Raw genomic sequence first — 20,382 nt, 5'->3', positions numbered from 1 at the left:
CGACGGGAACAGGTCACGCACTAATTGCTGATAACATAACCGTCCGAGCGTAAAACACTAGAGACTGCAATGAGCCAACCCTGGAGCCCTGACAGCTGGCGCGCCCTGCCGATCCAGCAACAACCTCAATACCCCGACGCGGCGCATTTGCTGCACGTCGAGCAAACCCTGGCGAGCTATCCGCCGCTGGTGTTTGCCGGTGAAGCCCGGGAGTTGCGTCGTCAGTTTGCCGAAGTGACCCAGGGCCGGGCGTTTCTGTTGCAGGGCGGTGACTGCGCCGAAAGCTTCGCCGAATTCTCCGCCGCGAAAATTCGTGACACGTTTAAAGTGTTGCTGCAAATGGCGATCGTCATGACCTTCGCCGCCGGTTGCCCGGTGGTCAAGGTCGGACGCATGGCCGGCCAGTTCGCCAAACCCCGTTCGGCCAACGATGAAACCATCAACGGCGTGACGCTGCCGGCTTACCGTGGCGATATCGTCAACGGCATCGGTTTCGACGAAAAAAGCCGTGTACCGGACCCGGATCGCCTGCTGCAGTCTTACCACCAGTCCACCGCAACCCTGAACCTGCTGCGTGCCTTTGCCCAGGGTGGCTTTGCCGACCTGCATCAGGTGCACAAGTGGAACCTGGACTTCATCGCCAACTCGGCGCTGGCCGAGAAATACAGCCATCTGGCCGACCGCATCGATGAAACCCTGGCCTTCATGCGCGCCTGCGGCATGGACAGTTCGCCGCAACTGCGCGAAACCAGTTTCTTCACCGCCCACGAAGCGCTGCTGCTGAACTACGAAGAAGCCTTCGTACGTCGCGACAGCCTGACCAACGACTACTACGATTGCTCGGCCCACATGCTGTGGATCGGCGACCGTACCCGTCAACTGGACGGCGCGCATGTCGAATTCCTGCGCGGGGTGCACAACCCGATCGGCGTGAAGGTCGGCCCGAGCATGAACCCCGAAGACCTGATTCGCCTGATCGATGTGCTCAACCCGGACAACGATCCGGGTCGCCTGAACCTGATTGCACGGATGGGCGCGAACAAGGTCGGCGATCACCTGCCGCAGCTGATTCGCGCGGTGCAGCGCGAGGGCAAGCAGGTGCTTTGGAGTTCCGACCCGATGCACGGCAACACCATCAAGGCCAGCAGCGGCTACAAGACCCGCGACTTCGCGCAGATCCTTGGCGAGGTGAAACAGTTCTTCCAGGTTCACGAGGCGGAAGGCAGTTATGCCGGCGGCATCCACATCGAAATGACCGGGCAGAACGTCACCGAATGCATCGGCGGCGCGCGGCCGATTACCGAGGATGGGTTGTCGGACCGTTACCACACCCATTGCGACCCGCGGATGAATGCCGATCAATCGCTGGAATTGGCGTTTTTGATTGCCGAGACGTTGAAGCAGGTTCGGCGGTGAGTCAGTAGGTTTTTTTACTACCTGACAGGCCGCCATCGCGGGCAAGCCCGCTCCCACAATGACCGCGCCGTTCACAAACTATGTGTCTGGCACGAACCCTGTGGGAGCGGGCTTGCCCGCGAAGGCGTCGGCTCAATCACCCTCAATCTGTGCCAATGCCACCCGCAATCTTGCCGCACTTGCCCGCGGGCAATTCAATTGAATCTGCGCAAGCCCCAACCAATCCGCCATCTGCCGCAGATTGACCGCCAACGCCATCATCCCGTTCTCATCCAACCCCGGCTCTTCCTCATGCACGGCATGCACCGCCAACCGGCCCAACGCCCGTTCGGCACGCAAGTCGACCCGCGCAGCAACCCGCTCATTGTGCAAAAACGGCAATACGTAATACCCATAGACGCGCTTGTGCTGCGGCGTATAAATCTCCAACCGATAACGGAAATCGAACAATCGCTCGGTACGGCTGCGTTCCCAGATCAGCGAATCGAACGGTGAAAGCAACGCACTGGCCTCAACCTTGCGCGGTACTTTCGGCTCTGCCAGGCAATAGGCCGGTTGCCGCCAGCCTTCAACCTCACACACCAGCAGATCACCCGCCTCTACCAACTCCGCCAGCCGCGGCCGGCTGTCTGCCGGGCTCAGGCGAAAATAATCCCGCAGGTCCTTTTCCGTCGCCACGCCCAACGCATTGGCGGCATGCAGCAACAGGCCGCGCTGAGCCTCGGCCTCGCTGAGCAAGGGCTGTTGAAGTATCGCCGAAGGAATCACCCGCTCCGGCAAATCATAAAGCCGTTCGAACCCGCGCCGGCCGGCCACGGTCACTTCGCCGGCGGCGAACAGCCATTCCAGCGCATGTTTTTCCGCGCTCCAATCCCACCACGGCCCTGCTCGCTCCTGACGGGTCGACAAACTGCCCGCACCCAGCGCACCGAGCTCCTGAACCGAGGCCAACACGCGGCGAATCGTGTCTTGCTGCTCACGACCGAAGCGCGCCAGTTGCTGATAGATGTCTTCGCCGCGGGTTGCACGCTGCATGCGCCAGCGCATCAAGGGGTACATCGACAAGGGCAACAAAGACGCTTCATGGCCCCAGTACTCGAACAATGTGCGTCGACGGCCCTGACTCCAGGCAGCCTGATCAAGCAAGTCGGAGGAGTAATTGCCAAGACGGGAAAACAAGGGAAGGTAGTGCGAACGCACCAACGCATTGACCGAATCGATCTGCAGAATGCCCAGGCGTTCGATCAGCCGGTTGAGCTGAACCGGTTTGACCGCCGCCGGCGGCTGACGCCCGTTGAACCCTTGGGCAGCCAGCGCCAGACGCCGAGCCTGTTTGAGGGAAAAAGACAGTGTGGCGGGCATGAGCATCTCCTTGTCTGCTCGCAACCTACCTCACCCGCAAGTGGTTTGTGTAGCGATGGCATCATCATTTATGCATCGGGTCATCCCAGAACGGTCTTACCGTCTCATGCTCCACATCCGCACGGCTCACGCCGATATCCTTCAGTGCTTCGTCGCTCAAGCCCGCCAACATTTCACGTTCACGGTGAAGTTCGTACCAGCGACTAAACTTGTGCAGCAGATCGGATACCGCGTGGATTGAGAATTTTTGTTCCGTTACATGCTCGTTGTGACCTTTCATCGTATTGCCCTCCTTTAGGGATGGCTCAAGTCTCGCGCCAGCGATAAGATCAATCCAACGAATGTTTCTGATGGCATACATCTCGGAGATTGATGAATGTCCGCCTACCCCAGTATCGACACCGATGTACTGCGCACCTTCGTCGCGATTGCCGATCAGGGCGGTTTTACCCGCGCCGGTGAAATGGTCAACCGCACCCAGTCGGCGGTGAGCATGCAGATGAAACGCCTGGAAGAAGACGTGTTGCAGCGCCAGCTGTTCGAACGCGACGGGCGCCAAGTCAAGCTGACCGCCGAAGGCCAGGTATTGCTGGGCTATGCGCGGCGCATCCTCAAACTCCACAGCGAAGTCTTCAATACCCTGCGCGAGCCGCACATGGTCGGCACGGTGCGCATCGGCACACCCGACGATTACGTCATGCGCTTTCTGCCGGGCATCCTGTCGCGCTTTGCGCAGTTCTACCCGCTGATCCAGATCGAGGTTCATTGCGAATCGACCCGGCAACTGTTGCAGCGCCAGGACCTGGACCTGTCCATCGTCACCCGCGAGCCGGGCAACGAGATCGGCCAACTGCTGCGCAAGGAGCGTTTTGTCTGGGCCGAAGCCCAATGCTTCAGCGCCCATGAGCAAACACCGTTGCCGCTGGCGATGTTCAACAGTGATTGTTTCTGCCGCCTCTGGGCATGCAATGCCCTAGATGCCATGGGCCGCGACTACCGCATTGCCTACAACAGCTCCAGCCTGTCGGCGTTGATGGCCGTGGTCAGCGCGGGCCTGGCGATCACCGCGCAGCTGGAAAGCCTGATCACACCGGACATGCGCATCCTCGGCGCCAACGAAGACCTGCCGCTGTTGCCGGAAGCCAGCATCATGCTGATCCGCAACCTGAACAACCCTTCGCCGATCACCGAATGCCTGGCCGAGCACATCGTCGAAGGTTTCAAACTTTAAACGCGAGCATCACCGCACAGACCACCAGAAAACCACAGAACAGCCCGCGCAGAAGCCGCTCCGGCAATGCGTGGGCAATTCTCACGCCCCAACTGATGCTCATCAATCCACCGACCGCCAACGGCACACCGATCGCCCAATGCACCTGATCGTGCACCGCATAAGTCGCCAGGGTGACGCCCGTACTCGGCAACGCCAGCGCCAGCGCCAACCCTTGGGCAACCACTTGAGTGGTACCGAACAGGCTGGTCAACACCGGCGTTGCCACCACTGCCCCGCCAACACCAAATAGTCCGCCCATCGTCCCGGAAGCCGCGCCGAGCACACCCAGCCACGGCCAGGAATAGCGCATCTGCGAAGAGGCTGGTGCGTTGGTGGTGAACATTCGCATCAGGTTGTAGGCCGACAGCGCGATCAGGAAAGCGACGAAGCCCAAGCGCATGGATTGCGCATCGATACCCACCGCCCAGATCGAACCGATCCAGGCAAAGCAGAACCCCATCGAGGCCAGTGGCAGCGCATGCCGCAATTCGATGCGATTGCGCTGGTGATAGCGCCACAGCGCCAGCATAACGTTCGGCACCACCATCACCAGCGCCGTGCCTTGGGCGATCTGCTGATCAAGACCGAACCACACGCCCAGCAGCGGGATCGCGACCAACCCGCCACCAATGCCGAACAGGCCGCCTAGGGTTCCCAAGGCCGCGCCAAAAACCAGATACAACAAGAACTCAATCACAGGCGATTTCCTTTTGTCAGGCTGTTCATCCTACGCAGTCGGCTCTGGCGGGGAAACGCACAGCAACGCACAATGGCTGTGCCAATTTCGCACAAGCGCAAACAAACCATGAACCCCAATCAATTGACCGAACAACTTGGCCTGTTTCTCGATGTGCTGGAAAGCGGCAGTTTTTCCGCCGCGTCCCGACGCCATCCCTTGACGCCTTCGGCCGTGGCGCGACGCATCGACAGCCTCGAAAGCGCCGTTGGCAGCCAGTTGTTCATTCGCAGCACCCATGCGGTGCGCGCTACCCCGGCCGGTCTGGCTTTTGCTGAGCGTGCGCGGCGGATCGTCGCTGAACTGCGCCTGGCCCGGGCGGAAGCGGTGTCTCTTAGCAGTGCGCCGGAAGGCTTGATTCGGGTGGATGCGCCGGCAGCGTTCGGACGCCGACACCTGGCGCCGGTGATTGCCGATTTTCTGACGCTTTACCCTGGCCTCGACGTGCAATTGCACCTGATCGACAGCTTTGTCGACATGCAGGGCTCGAATCTGGGCAAGGTCGATCTGGTATTGCGTGCCGGGCAGATGGCCGACACCCGACTGGTGGCGACGCCGCTGGCGAGTATGGTGCGTATCGCCTGCGCCAGCCCCGATTACCTGCAACGCCGTGGCGTGCCCACCGACCCTGCGCAGTTGATCGACCATGATGGCCTCGATTGGGAGGGCCTGGCTCCGCCCTTCGCCTGGCGCTTCGAGCGAGATGGGCAGATGCACTTGCACCGGCCAGCGCGAATCCGCATGAGCGCCAACAATGCCGAGGCGCTGGTGTGCGGCGCACTGGCTGGATTGGGCATCGCGCATTTGCCGACCTGGCTGGCCAGCGAATATTTATTACGCGGCGAACTGCTGCCGCTGTTCTGCGAGAACGGTCTGCCAAAACCGGAAAGCACCGGCATTTATGCGTTGCGCCTGGAACAGCAACCCAGCTCGCGCAGCCGCTTGTTGCTGGAATACCTGAAAACCCGTTTCAGTCCCATCCCGCCGTGGGATCTGGCGCTGCAAACCAACCTGGACCGCCACTAGTCCAGAATTATCTGGCGCATTAAAGATTCGCCCGCTAGATTCATGACGATCACTGATCAAGGCTTTAAAATGAACACCGAGCGCAACAACCCGGATAACTGCGACGACCTGCTGCTGGACAATCAGGTCTGCTTCGCCCTGCATTCCACCTCGCTGCTGATGACCAAAGTCTACAAGCCGCTACTACAAGCGCTGGGCCTGACCTATCCGCAGTACCTGGCGATGATGGTGTTGTGGGAAAAGGATGGGTTGACGGTCGGCGAAATCAGCACCCGCTTGCTGACCGATCCCGGCTCCCTCACCCCGCTGCTCAAGCGCCTGGAAGCCGAAGGCCTGCTGAGCCGTACCCGCAGCCGTGAAGACGAGCGAGTAGTGATTGTCGAACTGACCGAGCAAGGCCGTGCACTGCGAGACAAGGCACGGGGCATTCCCCAGTGCATCCTCGGCGCCAGCGGACAAACGCTGGAACAGTTGAAAAAGCTGCAAGCGGATCTTCAAGCGCTGCGTAGTCATCTGCAAGACAGCCTCTGACCAAATCATCACCGAATCCCCTGTGGGAGCGAGCCTGCTCGCGATAGCCATGTGACATTCAGCATTGATGTTGACTGACACAGTGCTATCGCGAGCAGGCTCGCTCCCACATTTGTTTTCGGGCGTCCTTTTCACGCTCGTTCGCCTTCCTCCTCAAAAAAATTCTCCGCTGAATAAAACCGCCTCGACAGCTCTAACTCAACACTTCTAACCGCATACGTTCATTCGGGATCAAATTTTTTTCGAAAATTTATCTTGCGCGCTAAATACTTGCGAGCTACATTCATCTCGCACTTACTTAGCGCGCAAACATTTAGCGCAAAACACACAAATCCAAATGAGGCTCACACCATGCAAACTCTCTACACCGCAATCGCAACCTCCACCGGCGGCCGTGACGGTCGTGCGATCTCCAGCGACAACGTCCTCGACGTCAAACTCGCGACCCCGAAAGAACTCGGTGGTGCTGGCGGTGCGGCAACCAACCCTGAACAACTGTTCGCAGCTGGCTACTCCGCCTGCTTCATCGGCGCGCTGAAATTCGTCGCCAGCCAGACCAAACGCAAAATCCCGGACGACGCATCGATCACCGCCCATGTCGGCATCGGCCAGATCCCTGGCGGTTTCGGTCTGGACATCGACCTGCACATCAGCCTGCCAGGCCTTGAACAAGCCGACGCACAAAGCCTGGTTGAAGCTGCCCACCAGGTTTGCCCGTACTCCAACGCCACCCGTGGCAACGTCGATGTGCGCCTGCACGTTACCGTCTAACTGCTGACTCCAAGGCCTGACAGGAAATGAATATGAACACTTTCAGCAAAGTCTTGACCGGTACTCTTCTCGCCCTGTCCATCAACAGTGCATTCGCAGGCAATGGGGTTGAACACAACACCCAGGCGTTCCTCGATGTACTGAATGCCGGCACCGGCAAACCGATGGAACAGCTCACGCCTGCCGATGCCCGCGCGGTGTTGGTGGGTGCGCAGGCCGGGGTGAAACTGACGCTGCCAAAAGCCGATGTCAGCGAGAAGACCATCCAGGTCGACGGCCAACCGATCAGCCTGACCATCGTTCGGCCGGCCGGGGTCAAAGGCGAGCTGCCGGTGTTCATGTTCTTCCACGGTGGTGGTTGGGTGCTGGGGGACTTCCCGACCCACGAACGACTGGTTCGGGACTTGGTAACGGGTTCGGGCGCGGCGGCGGTGTTCGTCAATTACACCCCGTCGCCGGAAGCGCATTACCCCGTGGCAATCAACCAGGCCTACGCCGCGACGAAGTGGGTGGCCGAGCACGGTAAAGAAATCAACGTCGACGGCAAACGTCTGGCCGTGGCCGGCAACAGCGTCGGTGGCAACATGGCAGCCGTGGTTGCGCTGATGGCCAAAGACAAAGGCACGCCGGCGATCAGGTATCAGGTGTTGTTGTGGCCGGTGACTGACGCCAGCTTCGAAACGGCGTCTTACAACCAGTTCGCCGAGGGGCACTTCCTCACCAAAAACATGATGAAGTGGTTCTGGGACAACTACACCACCGATGCCAAACAACGGAACGAGATCTACGCCTCACCGCTGCGGGCGACCACTGAGCAACTCAAGGGCTTGCCACCCGCGCTGGTGCAGACGGCCAGCGCCGATGTCCTGCGCGATGAAGGTGAAGCCTACGCCCGCAAACTTGACGAGGCGGGTGTGCCGGTCACGGCAGTGCGCTACAACGGCATGATCCACGACTACGGTTTGCTCAACGTAGTGAGTCAGGTGCCCGCGGTGCGTTCGGCGATGTTGCAGGCCTCTGAAGAGCTCAAGCAACACCTGAAATAAAGCAAAAAGATCGCAGCCTCGTTTCACTCGACAGCTCCTACAGGGGGAATACAAAATCCATGTAGGAGCTGTCGAGTGAAACGAGGCTGCGATCTTTTGATCTCGATCTTCGGTCACAAAAAAGCCCGACTCAATGGTCGGGCTTTTTCATTCCTGAGACTGTGCTTATTTAGCACGGCCTTTGTAGGAACCGCCTTCGCGGGTATCGATCTCGATCATGTCGCCGATTTCGATGAAGTCAGCAACCGACAGCTCGGTACCGTTCTTCAGTTTGGCAGGCTTCATCACCTTGCCGGAAGTGTCACCGCGAGCGGAACCTTCGGTGTAGTCAACCTGACGCACGATAGTGGTCGGCAGTTCTACGGAAACCAGACGCTCTTCGAAGAAGATCGCTTCGCAAACATCGGTCATGCCTTCTTCAACGAAAGGCAGAACGGCTTCGATGTCTTCAGCGTTCAGCTCGTACATGGTGTAGTCAGTGGTGTCCATGAACGTGTAGGTGTCGCCGCTGATGAAGGACAGGGTCGCTTCTTTGCGGTCGAGGATTACGTCGTCCAGCTTGTCATCGGCGCTGTAAACGATCTCGGTCTTGTAACCGGTCAGCAGGTTTTTCAGCTTGGTCTTCATGATCGCGCTGTTACGACCCGACTTGGTGAATTCAGCTTTCTGAACCAGCCAAGGATCGTTTTCGAGACGGATCACGGTACCGGGTTTCAGTTCTTTACCAGTTTTCATTGCGAATATCCGAATTTGGATGGGATTTACAAAAATCTAGGCCGCGTATCATATCCAATTTAGGTAAAACTGTACCAGCGCTGCGGCAAGATCTGCCTGCAAGGCTTGTTCCAGACACCATGTCTCGGCATGTTTTTCCAGTTCAGGCCAGTGTTTGCGGGTTGATTTCCAGTGATCGGTCATTGTCTCACCTGCATTCCATGCCCGCCATAGACCACTGATCGCCTCGCGGGCAGGCCCGGACAGGCCTTGGGTGTACAGGGTCAGGAAGGCGTCGAGCTTATCCAGATGGATGTCTTCGTCCTGCCGATAGATGTGCCAGAGCAGCGGCCGGCCTGCCCATTGGGCGCGGACGAAGGAGTCTTCGCCACGCACAGCGTTGAAATCGCAGCTCCACAGCAGCAGGTCATATTGATCCTGCCGGACGAACGGCAACACTTGCACGGTCAAGGCGCCGCGCACATGCACCGCACCGGCCTTCAACCCATCCACCCCGAGCCAGCGTTCGACATCGCCGAGAATCCGCCCTTCGGGCACCAGCAGATGAGTCGGCGTCAAGTCGCCAGCCATCGCGTCGAGCCAACTGGCCAGCCCGGTATTTTCGTAGGCAAACAGCGAAATCAGTTGTGCATTCGGCGCGCGCTCAATTCCCAAGCCTTGCAGGAATTCTTGCTGAGCTTGCGGACTTTGCTGAAACTGCCGACGCCGCTCCAGCAATCCGCTTTCACGTAACAAGCCGCCGGTGCCCTTGCGAAAGCCCGGGAAGAAAAAGAACTTCTGCACGTTCTTGTACTTCACCGACGGCAAGCCGTGACAGCCGACGACCCAGTCTTCGGCACTCAGGTAATCGAGGTTCATCCACAGCGGCGGTTTTTCCCGTTCCGCCATGGCCTCCATATAGGCACTTGGCAATTGGCAGGCGAATGCGGCGATGACGACATCAGCGGCTTCAGTGGGTTGCCAGTCGGCCGACCACTGTCGCACCTCTACGCCCTGCTGCCACTGCTGCGCAGCGTTGATGTCGATGTCCGGACACAAACGCTCGAAGGCTCGCAGGTCGTCGACCCACAAGCGCACCGTCACGGCATGTTCGGCCACCAGTTGTCGGGCCAGGCGCCAGGTCACACCGATGTCGCCGAAGTTGTCGACCACGGTGCAAAAAATATCCCAGCGCCAGCGGTTTTTCACTTGAGGCATTTCAGGCATTCCAGGCTCCCGTTGGCAAAGGCGCCGATTGTCCGCATAAATTACCCCGTGCAGAAGAGCCGACGGCGATTAATCTTCATGCGACAATCGCCACTCGCCCGCGACCACACGCCAGGAGGCAGTAATGCCCTACCGTCCCAACCCGCGCCGTCCCTTGCCGATCCAGTTTAATGCGCTGCAACTGACCGGCAGTATCGCCCTCGGTTTGTGGCTGGGATTCATCGCGATCGCACTGACTTGCTGGCTCGCCTGGCGCTTGTTGTTCAACGAGCAATTGGCGCCCTTGGCCCAGGCGGTGGAGCAACTGGCCAAGCCACCGGTGATTGAGCAACCCGCCTCGCAGAACCCGATGTTCGAACAGTACGAGGACCATCTGCGCAGGAATGAACAGCAGCAAATGGTGGAACAGGCCAGAAGCAGCAAACACAATCTGTCCAATCCAAAATGCCAGTTCTGGCTGCAGCAAAATCAAACGGCGCCGAGCGAAAAAAGCCGCGCCAACGTCCTGCAATTCTGCGACTGATCAAGAAGCTCTCCATGCACAAGCCGACCGTCCACCAACTGATTATCGACAAGCTGCGGATCGATCTCGACATCGCTGAACGTGCCGCGCAAACCGCTTACGAAACCGCGACCCACGAAGAAAACATAGCCGAAAACAAGTACGACACGCTGGGGCTGGAGGCGTCTTATCTGGCGGCCGGACAGGCCAAGCGAGTGGAAGAAATCAGGCAGTCATTGGCCCTTTGCCAGAACCTCACATTACGGCCTTATGACGATCAGCGCGGCATCGAAGTCGGTGCCCTGCTCGGTCTGGAAGACGAAAAGGGTCGCGAACAATGGCTGTTCCTGGCCCCCGACGCGGCCGGGCTGAAGATCGATCTGGTGGGGCAATTGATTACCGTCATTACCCCTCGCTCGCCGCTGGGCAAAAGCCTGCTGGGCAAGTTCGAAGGGGATGAAGTGGAGATTCTGGTGGCGGGCGCTCGGCAACAGTTTTCTGTCACCGAGGTGATCTAGCGATTAATGCACCGGCAGTTCAACGCCGTCGAACAGCTCTTCCAGTTCCTGTTTGTTGTGGCACTGAATAGCCTTGGCCATGACTTCGCGGGTCAGGTGCGGCGCGAATTTCTCGATGAAGTCGCACATGAAACCACGCAAGAAGGTGCCGCGACGGAAACCGATTTTGGTAATGCTGGATTCGAACAACTCGCTGGCATCGAGCACCACCAGGTCGCTATCGAGTTTGGTGTCGACCGCCATTTTCGCCACGATGCCCACGCCCAGGCCCAGACGAACATAAGTCTTGATCACGTCGGCGTCGGCGGCGGTGAATACCACCTTCGGTGTCAGGCCGCGATGACTGAAGGCTTCGTCGAGTTTCGAGCGGCCGGTAAAACCGAACACGTACGTCACGATCGGGTATTCGGCCAGGGCTTCAAGGGTCAGCTTCGACAGCTTGGTCAGCGGGTGGCCTTGAGGCACGACCACGCAGCGGTTCCAGCGGTAGCACGGCATCATCACAAGGTCGCCGAACAACTCCAGCGCTTCGGTCGCGATGGCGAAATCGACGGTGCCGTCAGCGGCCATCTCGGCGATCTGCATCGGCGAACCCTGGTGCATGTGCAGTGCAACGTCCGGGTATTGCTTGATGAAATTGCTGATCACCGGTGGCAACGCATAACGCGCCTGGGTGTGCGTGGTGGCGATCGACAGGGTGCCTTTTTTCTCGTTGGAGAATTCCTGGGCGATCTGCTTGATGCTTTCAACTTTGCGCAGGATTTCGCCGGCGGTGGTGATGATGCGCTCGCCAGCCGGGGTAACCCGGGTCAAGTGCTTGCCGCTGCGGGCGAAAACCTCGACCCCCAATTCGTCTTCCAGCAGACGGATCTGTTTGCTGATGCCCGGTTGCGAGGTGTAGAGGCTTTGGGCTGTAGCTGAAACGTTGAGGTCGTGGTGCGCCACTTCCCAGATGTAGCGCAATTGTTGAAGCTTCATATGAATCCCTCAAAGCAGGTAGACGCCACGGGCATCAGCGACGATATATAACTATATTAATGGTTTGATTAATAAATCTAGAACTTTTTTATCAAAACGCCATTATTCGTGTCCTAGCGATCCCCTTTGCGGCGACGTTCCATCAGCGGCACCAAATAGACCGGCACTCTGGACAGTTGCAACACGCGCGCAGCGGTTCGGCCCAATGGCGTTTCCGCGCCAGCGCCATGACTGTGACTTCCTACGATCAGCAAATCGACGGAGAGTTTCTGCGCCTGGTCGAGAATCACCTGCGACGGATCGCCCTGCAGCACCCGCACTGCCCGAATCCGTTCCAGGTCCTGCTCCCCCTCATCCCCCAGCTCTTCGCGAAAGCTGTCGAGCACCCGCTGCTCGATATTGGCAATCACCGTATTCAGGCCCTGGCTGTGAAACTCGTTCAAGGCCTGCTCATCGAGGTAACTCTGAAGCACCGATTCGGCGAACAACCCCATCGGCTCAACCGCATGCACCACATACAAATCGGCATTGAATGTTCGAGCCAGTGCCAACGCATGCTGCATCACAAAAGGTGCGTACAGACCGAGGTCGGTGGCATACAGCATCGAATGAATCATAGGGACCTCCTTTAATGCCAACATGGCGGAGATTGATTCAGCTTAGCAGTGCGGTGACGAGTGCGGCGTTCGGCGCAACGCATTGAACCGCAGCGCTTTAAATCGACGGCTCGTTACTGATGCCATGCGGCACGTGACCGGTGGCGACCACTTCGCGGGCCAGCTCGCAATGGCCGGCCTGGTCATCGAAAAATACGTCGGCGGCAAAGGCTTCGAGAAAGGCTGATTTGGTCAGCCCTCCAAGGAACAGCGACTCGTCCAGACGGATGTCCCATTCGCGCAAGGTGCGGATCACCCGTTCATGGGCCGGCGCCGAGCGCGCAGTCACCAGTGCGGTGCGGATCGGACAGGCATCGTCGGGGAACTCGCGCTGCAAAAGGTTGAGCGCCGCGAGGAATCCTTTGAACGGCCCGCCGCGCAAAGGCTCGCGGGCGGCCTCACGCTCGCTGGCCTGAAACGCTGCAAGGCCTCCCGATTGATAGACCCGCTCCGACTCATCGGAAAACAGTACCGCGTCACCGTCGAATGCAATGCGCAATTCATCGCTGGCGGCGCGACTGGCACCGCCCGACAGAATAGTCGCTGCCGCGAAACCGGCATCCAGCGCACTGCGCACATCGTCGGAATGGGTCGAAAGAAACAGGTCGCAGCCAAAGGCCTTCAGGTATGGGTAAGGACTGCGCCCGCCGACAAATGCCGCACGCGAAATCGCCAAGCCATAATGATGAATCGAATTGAAAACCCGCAGGCCGGTGTCGGCGCTGTTGCGCGACACCAGGATTACCTCGACCCGGGCACGGCCGAGACTGGCGTTCAGGTTCAGGAGTTTTTCGACTAACGGGAACGCATCGCCGGGCTCGAGAATTTCGTCTTCGTGTTCGATCTGGTATTGCCGATAGGCCTCGACGCCGCTCGACAGATAAACCTTGTGGCTCTCGCTCAAGTCGAACAGTGCTCGCGAAGAAATCGCCAACACCAGTTTGTCGTCTATGCCATTGGCCATGCCCTTCCCTCTCCTTTTGGCCGACTCAGTGATTACGTCGGTCGATAAAACTCAAGCTGCGATACAAGGCTTCAATTCGCGGCAACTCACATCCCGCCGCTTTCGCCGCTGCCAGTGGCCGAGTGTAGATGGCATCCAGTTCCAGCGGTCGCTTGTGCAGGAAGTCGTGGTACATGCTCGGCCAGTAGTCGGGCATTTTCTCGGTCATCATGAACAGATGGTCGGCATATCCGGCCGGCATTTCGTGACCGCAGGCCGTTGCCCCCTGAACCACTTCGGTCATCAGCGCCTTGATCAGCTCCCGGCAGTCGGTATCGGCCATCAACGGCGTAGTGCTTGCCCTGAGCAGAACCGACAGACCGTTGTAAGGGATATTCCAGACCAGTTTTTGCCAACGCGCCTGATGCAGGTTCGGCATGGCCTGGGAATCGATTCCGGCGGCACGGAACAGCTCGGCGCCTTCCTCGACAATCGCCATCCGCGCCTGCTCATCGATTGCCGGGCCGCTGTGGTAGCCGACATTCACCGCGCCGAGCGCCTGATGGGTGATGACGCCAGGTCCCTCGCGATGGACGCAGATAAAACAGAGCCCACCAAGCAGGTGCAGCGAATCGGGGAGCAAGTCGCGCAGGCTGTCTTCGACGTCCAGGCCATTTTGCAACAACAGCACTTTGGCATTCGGAGCGGCAGCTTGAATGATTGTCGGCGCCAAGTCCGCGTTACTGGTGGTTTTCGTGCCCACCAGCAACCAGTCGCAGGGCGGCATATCTTCGGCCGTCGAATAGGCCTGAACCGGGTTCAACGTCAACGTGCCGTGCATCGCACTGTCGAGTTGCAGCCCGTGTTCGGCCACCGCTGAAAATTCACTGCGCAACAGAAAATGCACATCGAAGCCGGCACGCGCCAGCATCAACCCGTAGAAACCGCCGATCGCGCCGGTTCCGATAATACCGATTGTCGGCTTGGCAACTGCCCCTATCATGGTAATTCCTCTGCTATTCGACTCAACGCCAGCCCCACGGCTGCATTGAGCTCGGCGCTGATCAAACGCGACTGTAGTGCCCCAAAGAATTCACCGTCGCGCACTACAAACAGCGCCGGCAAATGAAAGACCCGATAACGCTCGACCACGCCACCATTGTTCCCGGCATCGATCCAGCACAGTCGATCGACCGCCAGATCGAACGTGGGCAATTGCTCACGGGCAAAACGGCAGCTCGCGCAGCCGACGCTGGTAAAGATCACCAGGGAAATACCGTTCATCGCCAACAGCCGTTGGTCGGCGTCGAAATCGGTCAGTTCCGATTCGACCACTATACTGGGAGAAACGATGTCAGATGGCCGACACAGGGAGTCCGTGTTCATGGGACGTTATCTTCCTCATCCTGACGATGTACCCGTCGAATTGACGTTGCTCAAACATGAGTGCATTTCGCGGCAACAGCTGCACACTATCAGCCTCGGCGGCGTGGCTTGCAATTACCACCGCGGATGGCGAAGGGGCACCGCACTTCAAGTACGCATGCCGACCCTGAGCACCACAATCTGTTACCTGGGCTATGTGGCGTGGTGCCTGCGACGAAAACGCAGCTACCTGGTGGGCATCGCTTTTGTCGACGAACAGACCCTGTTCAGCGCGCGAATGGGTGAGCAGGTTTGCCAGATCGAACGTTACTGCCGTCAGCACGAACTCCAAAGCGAACAGGTGAACAACCAGACCCTGGCCCTCGAATGGGTCCAGCTGCACGCCAACGAGTTCTCCCACGACACGGTTCGCAAGGCATTTGCATAGGTAATGCTGGTTTAGGGGGCGTTCTCAGTCAGTTTCCCCGGCGCGGCGGGGAAACTAACCGAGAATGCCCTCTAACCGGTGTCTGCCCATTGTCGAGCCACGGTGTAACGCGCTAAGGTTCAGCTCCCCGACGCGCTTAATTTGCTGTGCTCCGCCGCGCGGGTTCGCTGGCGGCCGGCACCCGTGACCTGACGAGTAAACGATGGCTGATTTACCGATCAACGACCTTAACGTCGCCTCCAACGAGACCCTGATCACTCCCGATCAGCTCAAGCGTGACATCCCTCTGAGCGACGCTGCCCTGCGCACCGTCACCAAGGGCCGCGAAGTCATTCGCAACATTCTTGATGGCACCGACCACCGCCTGTTCGTCGTGATCGGGCCGTGCTCGATCCATGACATCAAGGCTGCCCACGAATACGCCGAGCGTCTGAAAGCGCTCGCGGCGGAAGTGTCCGATACCTTGTATCTGGTCATGCGCGTGTATTTCGAGAAGCCACGCACCACCGTCGGCTGGAAAGGCCTGATCAACGACCCGTACCTGGACGACTCGTTCAAGATTCAGGATGGCTTGCATATCGGGCGTCAGTTGCTGCTGGACCTGGCCGAAATGGGCCTGCCGACCGCAACCGAAGCCCTCGACCCGATCTCCCCGCAATACTTGCAGGACCTGATCAGCTGGTCGGCGATCGGTGCACGCACCACTGAATCCCAGACTCACCGTGAAATGGCTTCCGGCCTGTCCTCGGCTGTCGGCTTCAAGAACGGCACCGATGGCGGCCTCACAGTGGCCATCAACGCCTTGCAATCGGTCTCCAGCCCGCACCGCTTCCTGGGCATCAACCAGGAAGGTGGCGTGTCGATCGTCACCACCAAGGGCAACGCCTACGGTCACGTGGTGTTGCGCGGCGGTAATGGCAAACCGAACTACGATTCGGTCAGCGTCGCGCTCTGCGAGCAAGCGCTGAACAAGGCGAAGATCAAGCCGAACATCATGGTCGATTGCAGCCACGCCAACTCCAACAAGGACCCGGCTCTGCAACCGCTGGTGATGGAGAACGTCGCCAACCAGATCCTCGAAGGCAACCAGTCAATCATCGGCCTGATGGTCGAAAGTCACCTGAACTGGGGCTGCCAGGCGATCCCGAAAGACCTCGCCGACCTGCAATACGGCGTGTCGATCACCGATGCCTGCATCGATTGGACCGCCACCGAAAACACCTTGCGCAGCATGCACGCCAAGCTCAAGGATGTGTTGCCTAAACGCGATCGCAGCTGATCACCGTTTCACGCAAAAAAAAAACGCCAGGCTTAAACCTGGCGTTTTTTTATGCGCTCGCTTTACTCACAGCTTGGCGGCATGCCGCGCGTGACGCTCCATGTAGCGCTCCACATAGGAACACGATGGAATGACTGTGTAGCCCATTTCCTCGGCGTATTGCAGTGCCTGCTCGGTCAACGCCGCCGCGATGCCGCGACCACGCAGCGCGTTGGGCACAAAGGTACGATAAATATCCAGGGTCTGTTTCCCCAGATCCATATAGGTCAGGTAGGCACGATAACCGTCCACAGTGGTCTCGAACTGATGACCAGCCTGGTCATGGTGGATGGACAACGCCTCGCTCATCACTACTCCTCGCGGGTCTTTAATTCTGACCCCTACCTTACCGATGTTTTTCCGGCGAAGGAACATCTACGCCACCCTGTGCCTGAATGGACACCGAGAGAGCAACACCAATCTCGCGCAACCGAGCACGTATCAAATAGTAGGCACCATTGGCAGAAATGCTCAAGGGACGCTCGTCATGCTGGCAGGCGGATGTTGCTTGGGTAATGCAGGGGCGGCCTGACCGGAATCTTCCCGAGTCGAGCCTGAACATTGCCGGATATTGCGACTTAAGACGAGCGCCATTTGTTTAAGTCACCTCAACATGGATAAAGATATGAGAGTCGCTGCGCAAAATCCGAACAAAAGTCTGGACGATTCCATCTAGACAGACTTTAGTCGAGACTGAAAAACAGCTGCCGAGGTGGGGAACTTTTCTTTGGCGGCTCGCTCAGCTCGGGCCTCGCAGCTGGATATTTTTTATACAATGCAGTTAAAAGTTGCTCGAAAAAGAATCAACGCCTACAATTTTTTTTGCTTCTTGCTCTACGTCAGTTTACTTACTACAAGTAATGGGTAGTATGTACGCCGGCTATTTCCTCACTCTGAGGAGACAGCTACTTAATAGAAAGTCCTTGAAGGGGAACACGATGAACAACGTTCTGAAATTCTCTGCTCTGGCTCTGGCCGCAGTTCTGGCTACCGGTTGCAGCAGCGTATCGAAAGAAACCGAAGCACGTCTGACTGCTACTGAAGACGCAGCAGCTCGCTCCCAGGCTCGTGCAGACGAAGCTTACCGTAAAGCTGATGAAGCTCTGGCTGCTGCTCAAAAAGCACAACAGACTGCTGACGAAGCTAACGAGCGTGCTCTGCGCATGCTGGAAAAAGCTAGCCGCAAGTAATAGTCCTTCGGGATTGTTATCAAGCCGACCCATTTTTTGGGTCGGCTTTTTTATTGCCCGCTGTTTCTGCAGGCCATAAAAAACCCGCCGACGCGGCCTGCGTCGGCGGGTTGCTTTTAACGCGTTACTGCTGCAGATCGATCGGTGCACTCGATACCATCGGCGCCGACGCATTCGGCACGGCGATTTCCACCGGCAGGCCATCTTCAGCGGCAACCACGTCACGCACCACATCCCAGTTCATGCGCAAGTTGTTAGTGATGTCTTCACGCTTGAGCATCGCGTTGATGACTGCGGTGTGTTTGTCGACCACCGAAGGGTTGCCCTTGTCGTCCAGCGGCGTGTGCGCTTCCAGATAAACCTTGCCGGCGCTGAGGCCGAACTTGTACGGGTCATTGATGATCCGCACCGACGTCCCGACCGGCACCATGCTGGCCATTTCCAGCACGTTGTTGTTGAACATGCGGAAGCAACCGTGGCTGGTGCGCATGCCGATACCGAATTTCTTGTTCGAACCGTGGATCAGGTAGCCCGGAGTGCCAAGAGTGAACTTGAACGGCCCCAGCGGGTTGTCTGGGCCAGCTGGCACCACATTCGGCAGTGGATCGCCATCAGCGGCGTGCTCGGCCTTGATCGACGCTGGAGGCGTCCAGGTCGGGTTCGGCGTCTTGGCGATGATGCTGGTATGGGCAATCGGCGAGCCCCAGCCTTCACGGCCGATACCCAGCGGGAAGGTGTACACCACGTCCCGGCCTTTCGGGAAATAGTAGAGACGGTATTCAGCCAGGTTGATGACGATACCTTCACGAGGACCCGGCGGCAGGATGAAACGCGTCGGCAAGACGATTTCGGTCCCGGCGCCCGGCAGCCATGGATCGACCCCTGGGTTGGCCGCGACCATTTCCGAGTAGCCCAGATCGTAGGTGGTGCCAAGGTCGGCGAAGGTGTCTTCGTACTTGGCCTTGATCACTTGCACCTGGCCGATGATGTCTTCACCGGCAGGTGGCAGGGGTAGCTCCAATGCTGCTACCGGACCCGCGACACAGAGGGCGGCAAGAGACAGGCAGCGGGTGACGGCGGGAAAGCGCGGCAACATCCGGAAAATCCTTCGCATGATCGACAAGGGTATAAAAACGGGATTGTACACCGCCTCCCGTTATTTCGGGGAGACGTAAAGACCTGTGGTTGGGGGATCTGCGGATGGAGGCTTGCCTGTGGCGAGGGGGCTCTGTGGCGAGGGGGCTTGCCCCCGTTGGGTCGCGCAGCGGCCCTGAGACAGGCGCTGCAGTCTATCAGGCATGTCTCATTCATCCGCTACGACGGCTGCGCCGCCGAACGGGGGCAAGCCCCCTCGCCACAAGAGCCCCCTCACTACAGGGGGGTCCTTACCACAGGCGATCTAAAGCTCGAACCGCAACTCAGGCCAGATCGGTGAGGTGCCGCGTTTTTGCGACTCCAGAATGGCCCGGCACAGCGAGCACAGACGCTGGTCCTGGAACACGGTACGGTCGACGCTCGACCAGCGCGGTTGCGCCGGCAACAGGCTGCCGCACAAGGTTCGGTCCACCGAGCCGCCCAACTCCAACTGACGAGTCACCAGATGCACACGCACTTCCTGGCAGGCGAACAGATCCAGCTGTTCGTCAGGCTCGATCAGTTGGTAGGCAAATAAGGACCAGGCAGGACGCGGCATCGGGGGCTCCAAATCGGGGGCGCCACCTTAGCCGAAACACCGCCGCTAGAAAAGCGTCAAAGCAGCGGTTTCAGTGTCGGCCAGACATTTTCCAGCAACTTGTCCTGAGCCTCCGCAGCCGGGTGCAGGCCGTCGCCTTGCATCAGGTCCGGATGACCGCCCACACCGTCGAGAAAAAACGGCACCAGCGGAATCTTTTTCTCGTTGGCCACCTTGATGAATACCTCGGCAAAGGCCTGGGTGTAACGCACGCCATAATTGGGTGGCAATTGCATGCCCAGCAACAGCACCTTGGCGCCACTGACGCGGGAGCTGTCGATCATCGACGCAAGATTTTGTTGCAATTGTGTTGGCGGCATTCCGCGCAGGCCGTCATTGCCCCCCAACTCGAGGATAACCAGCGCAGGCTTATGCTCTGCAAGCAGCGCCGGCAGGCGCGCCCGGCCTCCGGCACTGGTGTCGCCGCTGATGGACGCATTGACCACCTTATCGTCGAAACCTTCGCGCTTGAGCCGTTGCTCAAGCAATGACACCCACCCCAAGCGGGTATCCAGGCCGAAACCGGCGCTGATACTATCGCCAACGATCAGGACTGTACCCGCCGCTGCGTTCTGAGCCATGCACATCAAGGCCAGGCCAGCACTCAAAAACCACACACGCATCGGATTC

Annotated in this window: 25 protein-coding genes; 11 read left to right on the top strand and 14 right to left on the bottom strand. The window is 58.7% G+C overall.

Annotated elements, in window-relative coordinates:
* Positions 1-69 precede the first annotated feature (69 nt).
* Entirely contained in the window at positions 70-1,416 is a 1,347-nt protein-coding gene (locus ACZ9IM_RS25150; RefSeq protein WP_007899909.1) for a class II 3-deoxy-7-phosphoheptulonate synthase, read from the top strand.
* A 132-nt stretch (positions 1,417-1,548) separates the two neighbouring features.
* Here ACZ9IM_RS25150 and ACZ9IM_RS25145 read toward each other — a convergent pair whose 3' ends face one another.
* Positions 1,549-2,778, bottom strand: a complete 1,230-nt coding sequence (locus ACZ9IM_RS25145; protein WP_427624300.1) for a winged helix-turn-helix domain-containing protein — start codon at positions 2,776-2,778, stop codon at positions 1,549-1,551.
* Positions 2,779-2,842: 64 nt separating this feature from the next.
* Entirely contained in the window at positions 2,843-3,058 is a 216-nt protein-coding gene (locus ACZ9IM_RS25140) for a DUF1127 domain-containing protein (protein WP_008075682.1), read from the bottom strand.
* A gap of 96 nt (positions 3,059-3,154) precedes the next feature.
* On the opposite strand from ACZ9IM_RS25140, the gene ACZ9IM_RS25135 reads away from it, so the two are divergent.
* Entirely contained in the window at positions 3,155-4,009 is an 855-nt protein-coding gene (locus tag ACZ9IM_RS25135; RefSeq protein WP_007899911.1) for a LysR substrate-binding domain-containing protein, read from the top strand.
* Here ACZ9IM_RS25135 and ACZ9IM_RS25130 read toward each other — a convergent pair.
* Positions 3,999-4,748, bottom strand: coding sequence for a sulfite exporter TauE/SafE family protein (locus ACZ9IM_RS25130; RefSeq protein ID WP_427624298.1), 750 nt, complete (start codon positions 4,746-4,748; stop codon positions 3,999-4,001). The genes ACZ9IM_RS25135 and ACZ9IM_RS25130 overlap by 11 nt on opposite strands.
* 108 nt (positions 4,749-4,856) lie before the next feature.
* Between ACZ9IM_RS25130 and ACZ9IM_RS25125 the strand changes: the two genes are divergently transcribed.
* The 4 genes from ACZ9IM_RS25125 (at position 4,857) to ACZ9IM_RS25110 (ending at position 8,161) form a co-directional block, all read left to right on the top strand.
* Positions 4,857-5,813 carry a LysR family transcriptional regulator gene (locus tag ACZ9IM_RS25125; RefSeq protein ID WP_427624378.1) on the top strand — a complete coding sequence of 319 codons (957 nt, stop codon included), beginning with the start codon at positions 4,857-4,859 and terminating at the stop codon, positions 5,811-5,813.
* A gap of 69 nt (positions 5,814-5,882) precedes the next feature.
* Positions 5,883-6,344: a MarR family winged helix-turn-helix transcriptional regulator gene (locus tag ACZ9IM_RS25120; RefSeq protein ID WP_007899914.1), complete on the top strand. Its 462-nt coding sequence runs from the start codon at positions 5,883-5,885 to the stop codon at positions 6,342-6,344.
* Positions 6,345-6,695: 351 nt separating this feature from the next.
* Positions 6,696-7,115 carry an organic hydroperoxide resistance protein gene (locus ACZ9IM_RS25115; RefSeq protein WP_008009416.1) on the top strand — a complete coding sequence of 140 codons (420 nt, stop codon included), beginning with the start codon at positions 6,696-6,698 and terminating at the stop codon, positions 7,113-7,115.
* Positions 7,116-7,147: 32 nt separating this feature from the next.
* Positions 7,148-8,161: an alpha/beta hydrolase gene (locus tag ACZ9IM_RS25110; protein ID WP_476225244.1), complete on the top strand. Its 1,014-nt coding sequence runs from the start codon at positions 7,148-7,150 to the stop codon at positions 8,159-8,161.
* A 165-nt stretch (positions 8,162-8,326) separates the two neighbouring features.
* Here the strand turns inward: ACZ9IM_RS25110 and ACZ9IM_RS25105 are convergent, their stop codons facing one another.
* Together ACZ9IM_RS25105 and earP are read right to left on the bottom strand one after the other, a co-directional pair.
* Complete coding sequence (locus tag ACZ9IM_RS25105; protein WP_007943632.1) at positions 8,327-8,896, bottom strand: elongation factor P; 570 nt, start codon at positions 8,894-8,896, stop codon at positions 8,327-8,329.
* Between the two features lie 48 nt (positions 8,897-8,944).
* A complete protein-coding gene (earP, locus tag ACZ9IM_RS25100) occupies positions 8,945-10,102 on the bottom strand; it encodes an elongation factor P maturation arginine rhamnosyltransferase EarP (protein ID WP_476225240.1) in 1,158 nt (385 codons plus the stop codon).
* A gap of 124 nt (positions 10,103-10,226) precedes the next feature.
* Here earP and ACZ9IM_RS25095 point away from each other — a divergent pair, with 124 nt between their 5' ends.
* Positions 10,227-10,625 (top strand): hypothetical protein, encoded by a 399-nt coding sequence (locus ACZ9IM_RS25095; protein WP_008075695.1) that lies wholly within the window; start codon positions 10,227-10,229, stop codon positions 10,623-10,625.
* Positions 10,626-10,639: 14 nt separating this feature from the next.
* Positions 10,640-11,122, top strand: a complete 483-nt coding sequence (locus ACZ9IM_RS25090; RefSeq protein WP_427624290.1) for a GreA/GreB family elongation factor — start codon at positions 10,640-10,642, stop codon at positions 11,120-11,122.
* A 3-nt stretch (positions 11,123-11,125) separates the two neighbouring features.
* Here ACZ9IM_RS25090 and cysB read toward each other — a convergent pair whose 3' ends face one another.
* The 5 genes from cysB to ACZ9IM_RS25065 form a co-directional block, all read right to left on the bottom strand.
* Positions 11,126-12,100 (bottom strand): HTH-type transcriptional regulator CysB, encoded by a 975-nt coding sequence (cysB, locus tag ACZ9IM_RS25085; RefSeq protein ID WP_007899921.1) that lies wholly within the window; start codon positions 12,098-12,100, stop codon positions 11,126-11,128.
* 113 nt (positions 12,101-12,213) lie between these two features.
* Positions 12,214-12,717 (bottom strand): universal stress protein, encoded by a 504-nt coding sequence (locus ACZ9IM_RS25080; protein ID WP_007899922.1) that lies wholly within the window; start codon positions 12,715-12,717, stop codon positions 12,214-12,216.
* Between the two features lie 97 nt (positions 12,718-12,814).
* A complete protein-coding gene (locus tag ACZ9IM_RS25075) occupies positions 12,815-13,720 on the bottom strand; it encodes a 5'-nucleotidase (protein WP_008075703.1) in 906 nt (301 codons plus the stop codon).
* Positions 13,721-13,745: 25 nt separating this feature from the next.
* The gene (locus ACZ9IM_RS25070; protein ID WP_476225236.1) at positions 13,746-14,702 is read right to left on the bottom strand and encodes a putative 2-dehydropantoate 2-reductase; all 957 of its coding nucleotides are present in this window, start codon (positions 14,700-14,702) and stop codon (positions 13,746-13,748) included.
* Complete coding sequence (locus ACZ9IM_RS25065) at positions 14,699-15,085, bottom strand: thioredoxin family protein (protein ID WP_008075707.1); 387 nt, start codon at positions 15,083-15,085, stop codon at positions 14,699-14,701. The genes ACZ9IM_RS25070 and ACZ9IM_RS25065 overlap by 4 nt, the downstream gene beginning before the upstream one ends.
* On the opposite strand from ACZ9IM_RS25065, the gene ACZ9IM_RS25060 reads away from it, so the two are divergent.
* Positions 15,084-15,512, top strand: a complete 429-nt coding sequence (locus tag ACZ9IM_RS25060; RefSeq protein WP_192344076.1) for a PilZ domain-containing protein — start codon at positions 15,084-15,086, stop codon at positions 15,510-15,512. The genes ACZ9IM_RS25065 and ACZ9IM_RS25060 overlap by 2 nt on opposite strands.
* Positions 15,513-15,714: 202 nt before the next feature.
* Positions 15,715-16,791 carry a 3-deoxy-7-phosphoheptulonate synthase gene (locus ACZ9IM_RS25055; protein ID WP_007899930.1) on the top strand — a complete coding sequence of 359 codons (1,077 nt, stop codon included), beginning with the start codon at positions 15,715-15,717 and terminating at the stop codon, positions 16,789-16,791.
* A 66-nt stretch (positions 16,792-16,857) separates the two neighbouring features.
* Here ACZ9IM_RS25055 and ACZ9IM_RS25050 read toward each other — a convergent pair whose 3' ends face one another.
* Positions 16,858-17,139, bottom strand: a complete 282-nt coding sequence (locus ACZ9IM_RS25050; RefSeq protein WP_007899932.1) for a GNAT family N-acetyltransferase — start codon at positions 17,137-17,139, stop codon at positions 16,858-16,860.
* A 629-nt stretch (positions 17,140-17,768) separates the two neighbouring features.
* On the opposite strand from ACZ9IM_RS25050, the gene oprI reads away from it, so the two are divergent.
* On the top strand, positions 17,769-18,020 hold the full coding sequence (gene oprI, locus ACZ9IM_RS25045) for an outer membrane lipoprotei OprI (RefSeq protein ID WP_003172710.1): 252 nt from the start codon (positions 17,769-17,771) through the stop codon (positions 18,018-18,020).
* Between the two features lie 124 nt (positions 18,021-18,144).
* On the opposite strand, the gene ACZ9IM_RS25040 is transcribed toward oprI, so the two are convergent.
* The 3 genes from ACZ9IM_RS25040 to ACZ9IM_RS25030 all read right to left on the bottom strand — a co-directional run bounded on the left by ACZ9IM_RS25040 (position 18,145) and on the right by ACZ9IM_RS25030 (position 20,375).
* Positions 18,145-19,116 carry a L,D-transpeptidase family protein gene (locus ACZ9IM_RS25040; RefSeq protein ID WP_427624287.1) on the bottom strand — a complete coding sequence of 324 codons (972 nt, stop codon included), beginning with the start codon at positions 19,114-19,116 and terminating at the stop codon, positions 18,145-18,147.
* A gap of 303 nt (positions 19,117-19,419) precedes the next feature.
* Positions 19,420-19,713: a hypothetical protein gene (locus ACZ9IM_RS25035; RefSeq protein WP_008075246.1), complete on the bottom strand. Its 294-nt coding sequence runs from the start codon at positions 19,711-19,713 to the stop codon at positions 19,420-19,422.
* A 56-nt stretch (positions 19,714-19,769) separates the two neighbouring features.
* The gene (locus ACZ9IM_RS25030; RefSeq protein ID WP_476225231.1) at positions 19,770-20,375 is read right to left on the bottom strand and encodes an arylesterase; all 606 of its coding nucleotides are present in this window, start codon (positions 20,373-20,375) and stop codon (positions 19,770-19,772) included.
* Positions 20,376-20,382: the final 7 nt, after the last annotated feature.

It is taken from the genome of Pseudomonas sp. TE12508, from assembly GCF_056279485.1.
This window is presented reverse-complemented; position numbering and strand designations above follow the sequence as displayed.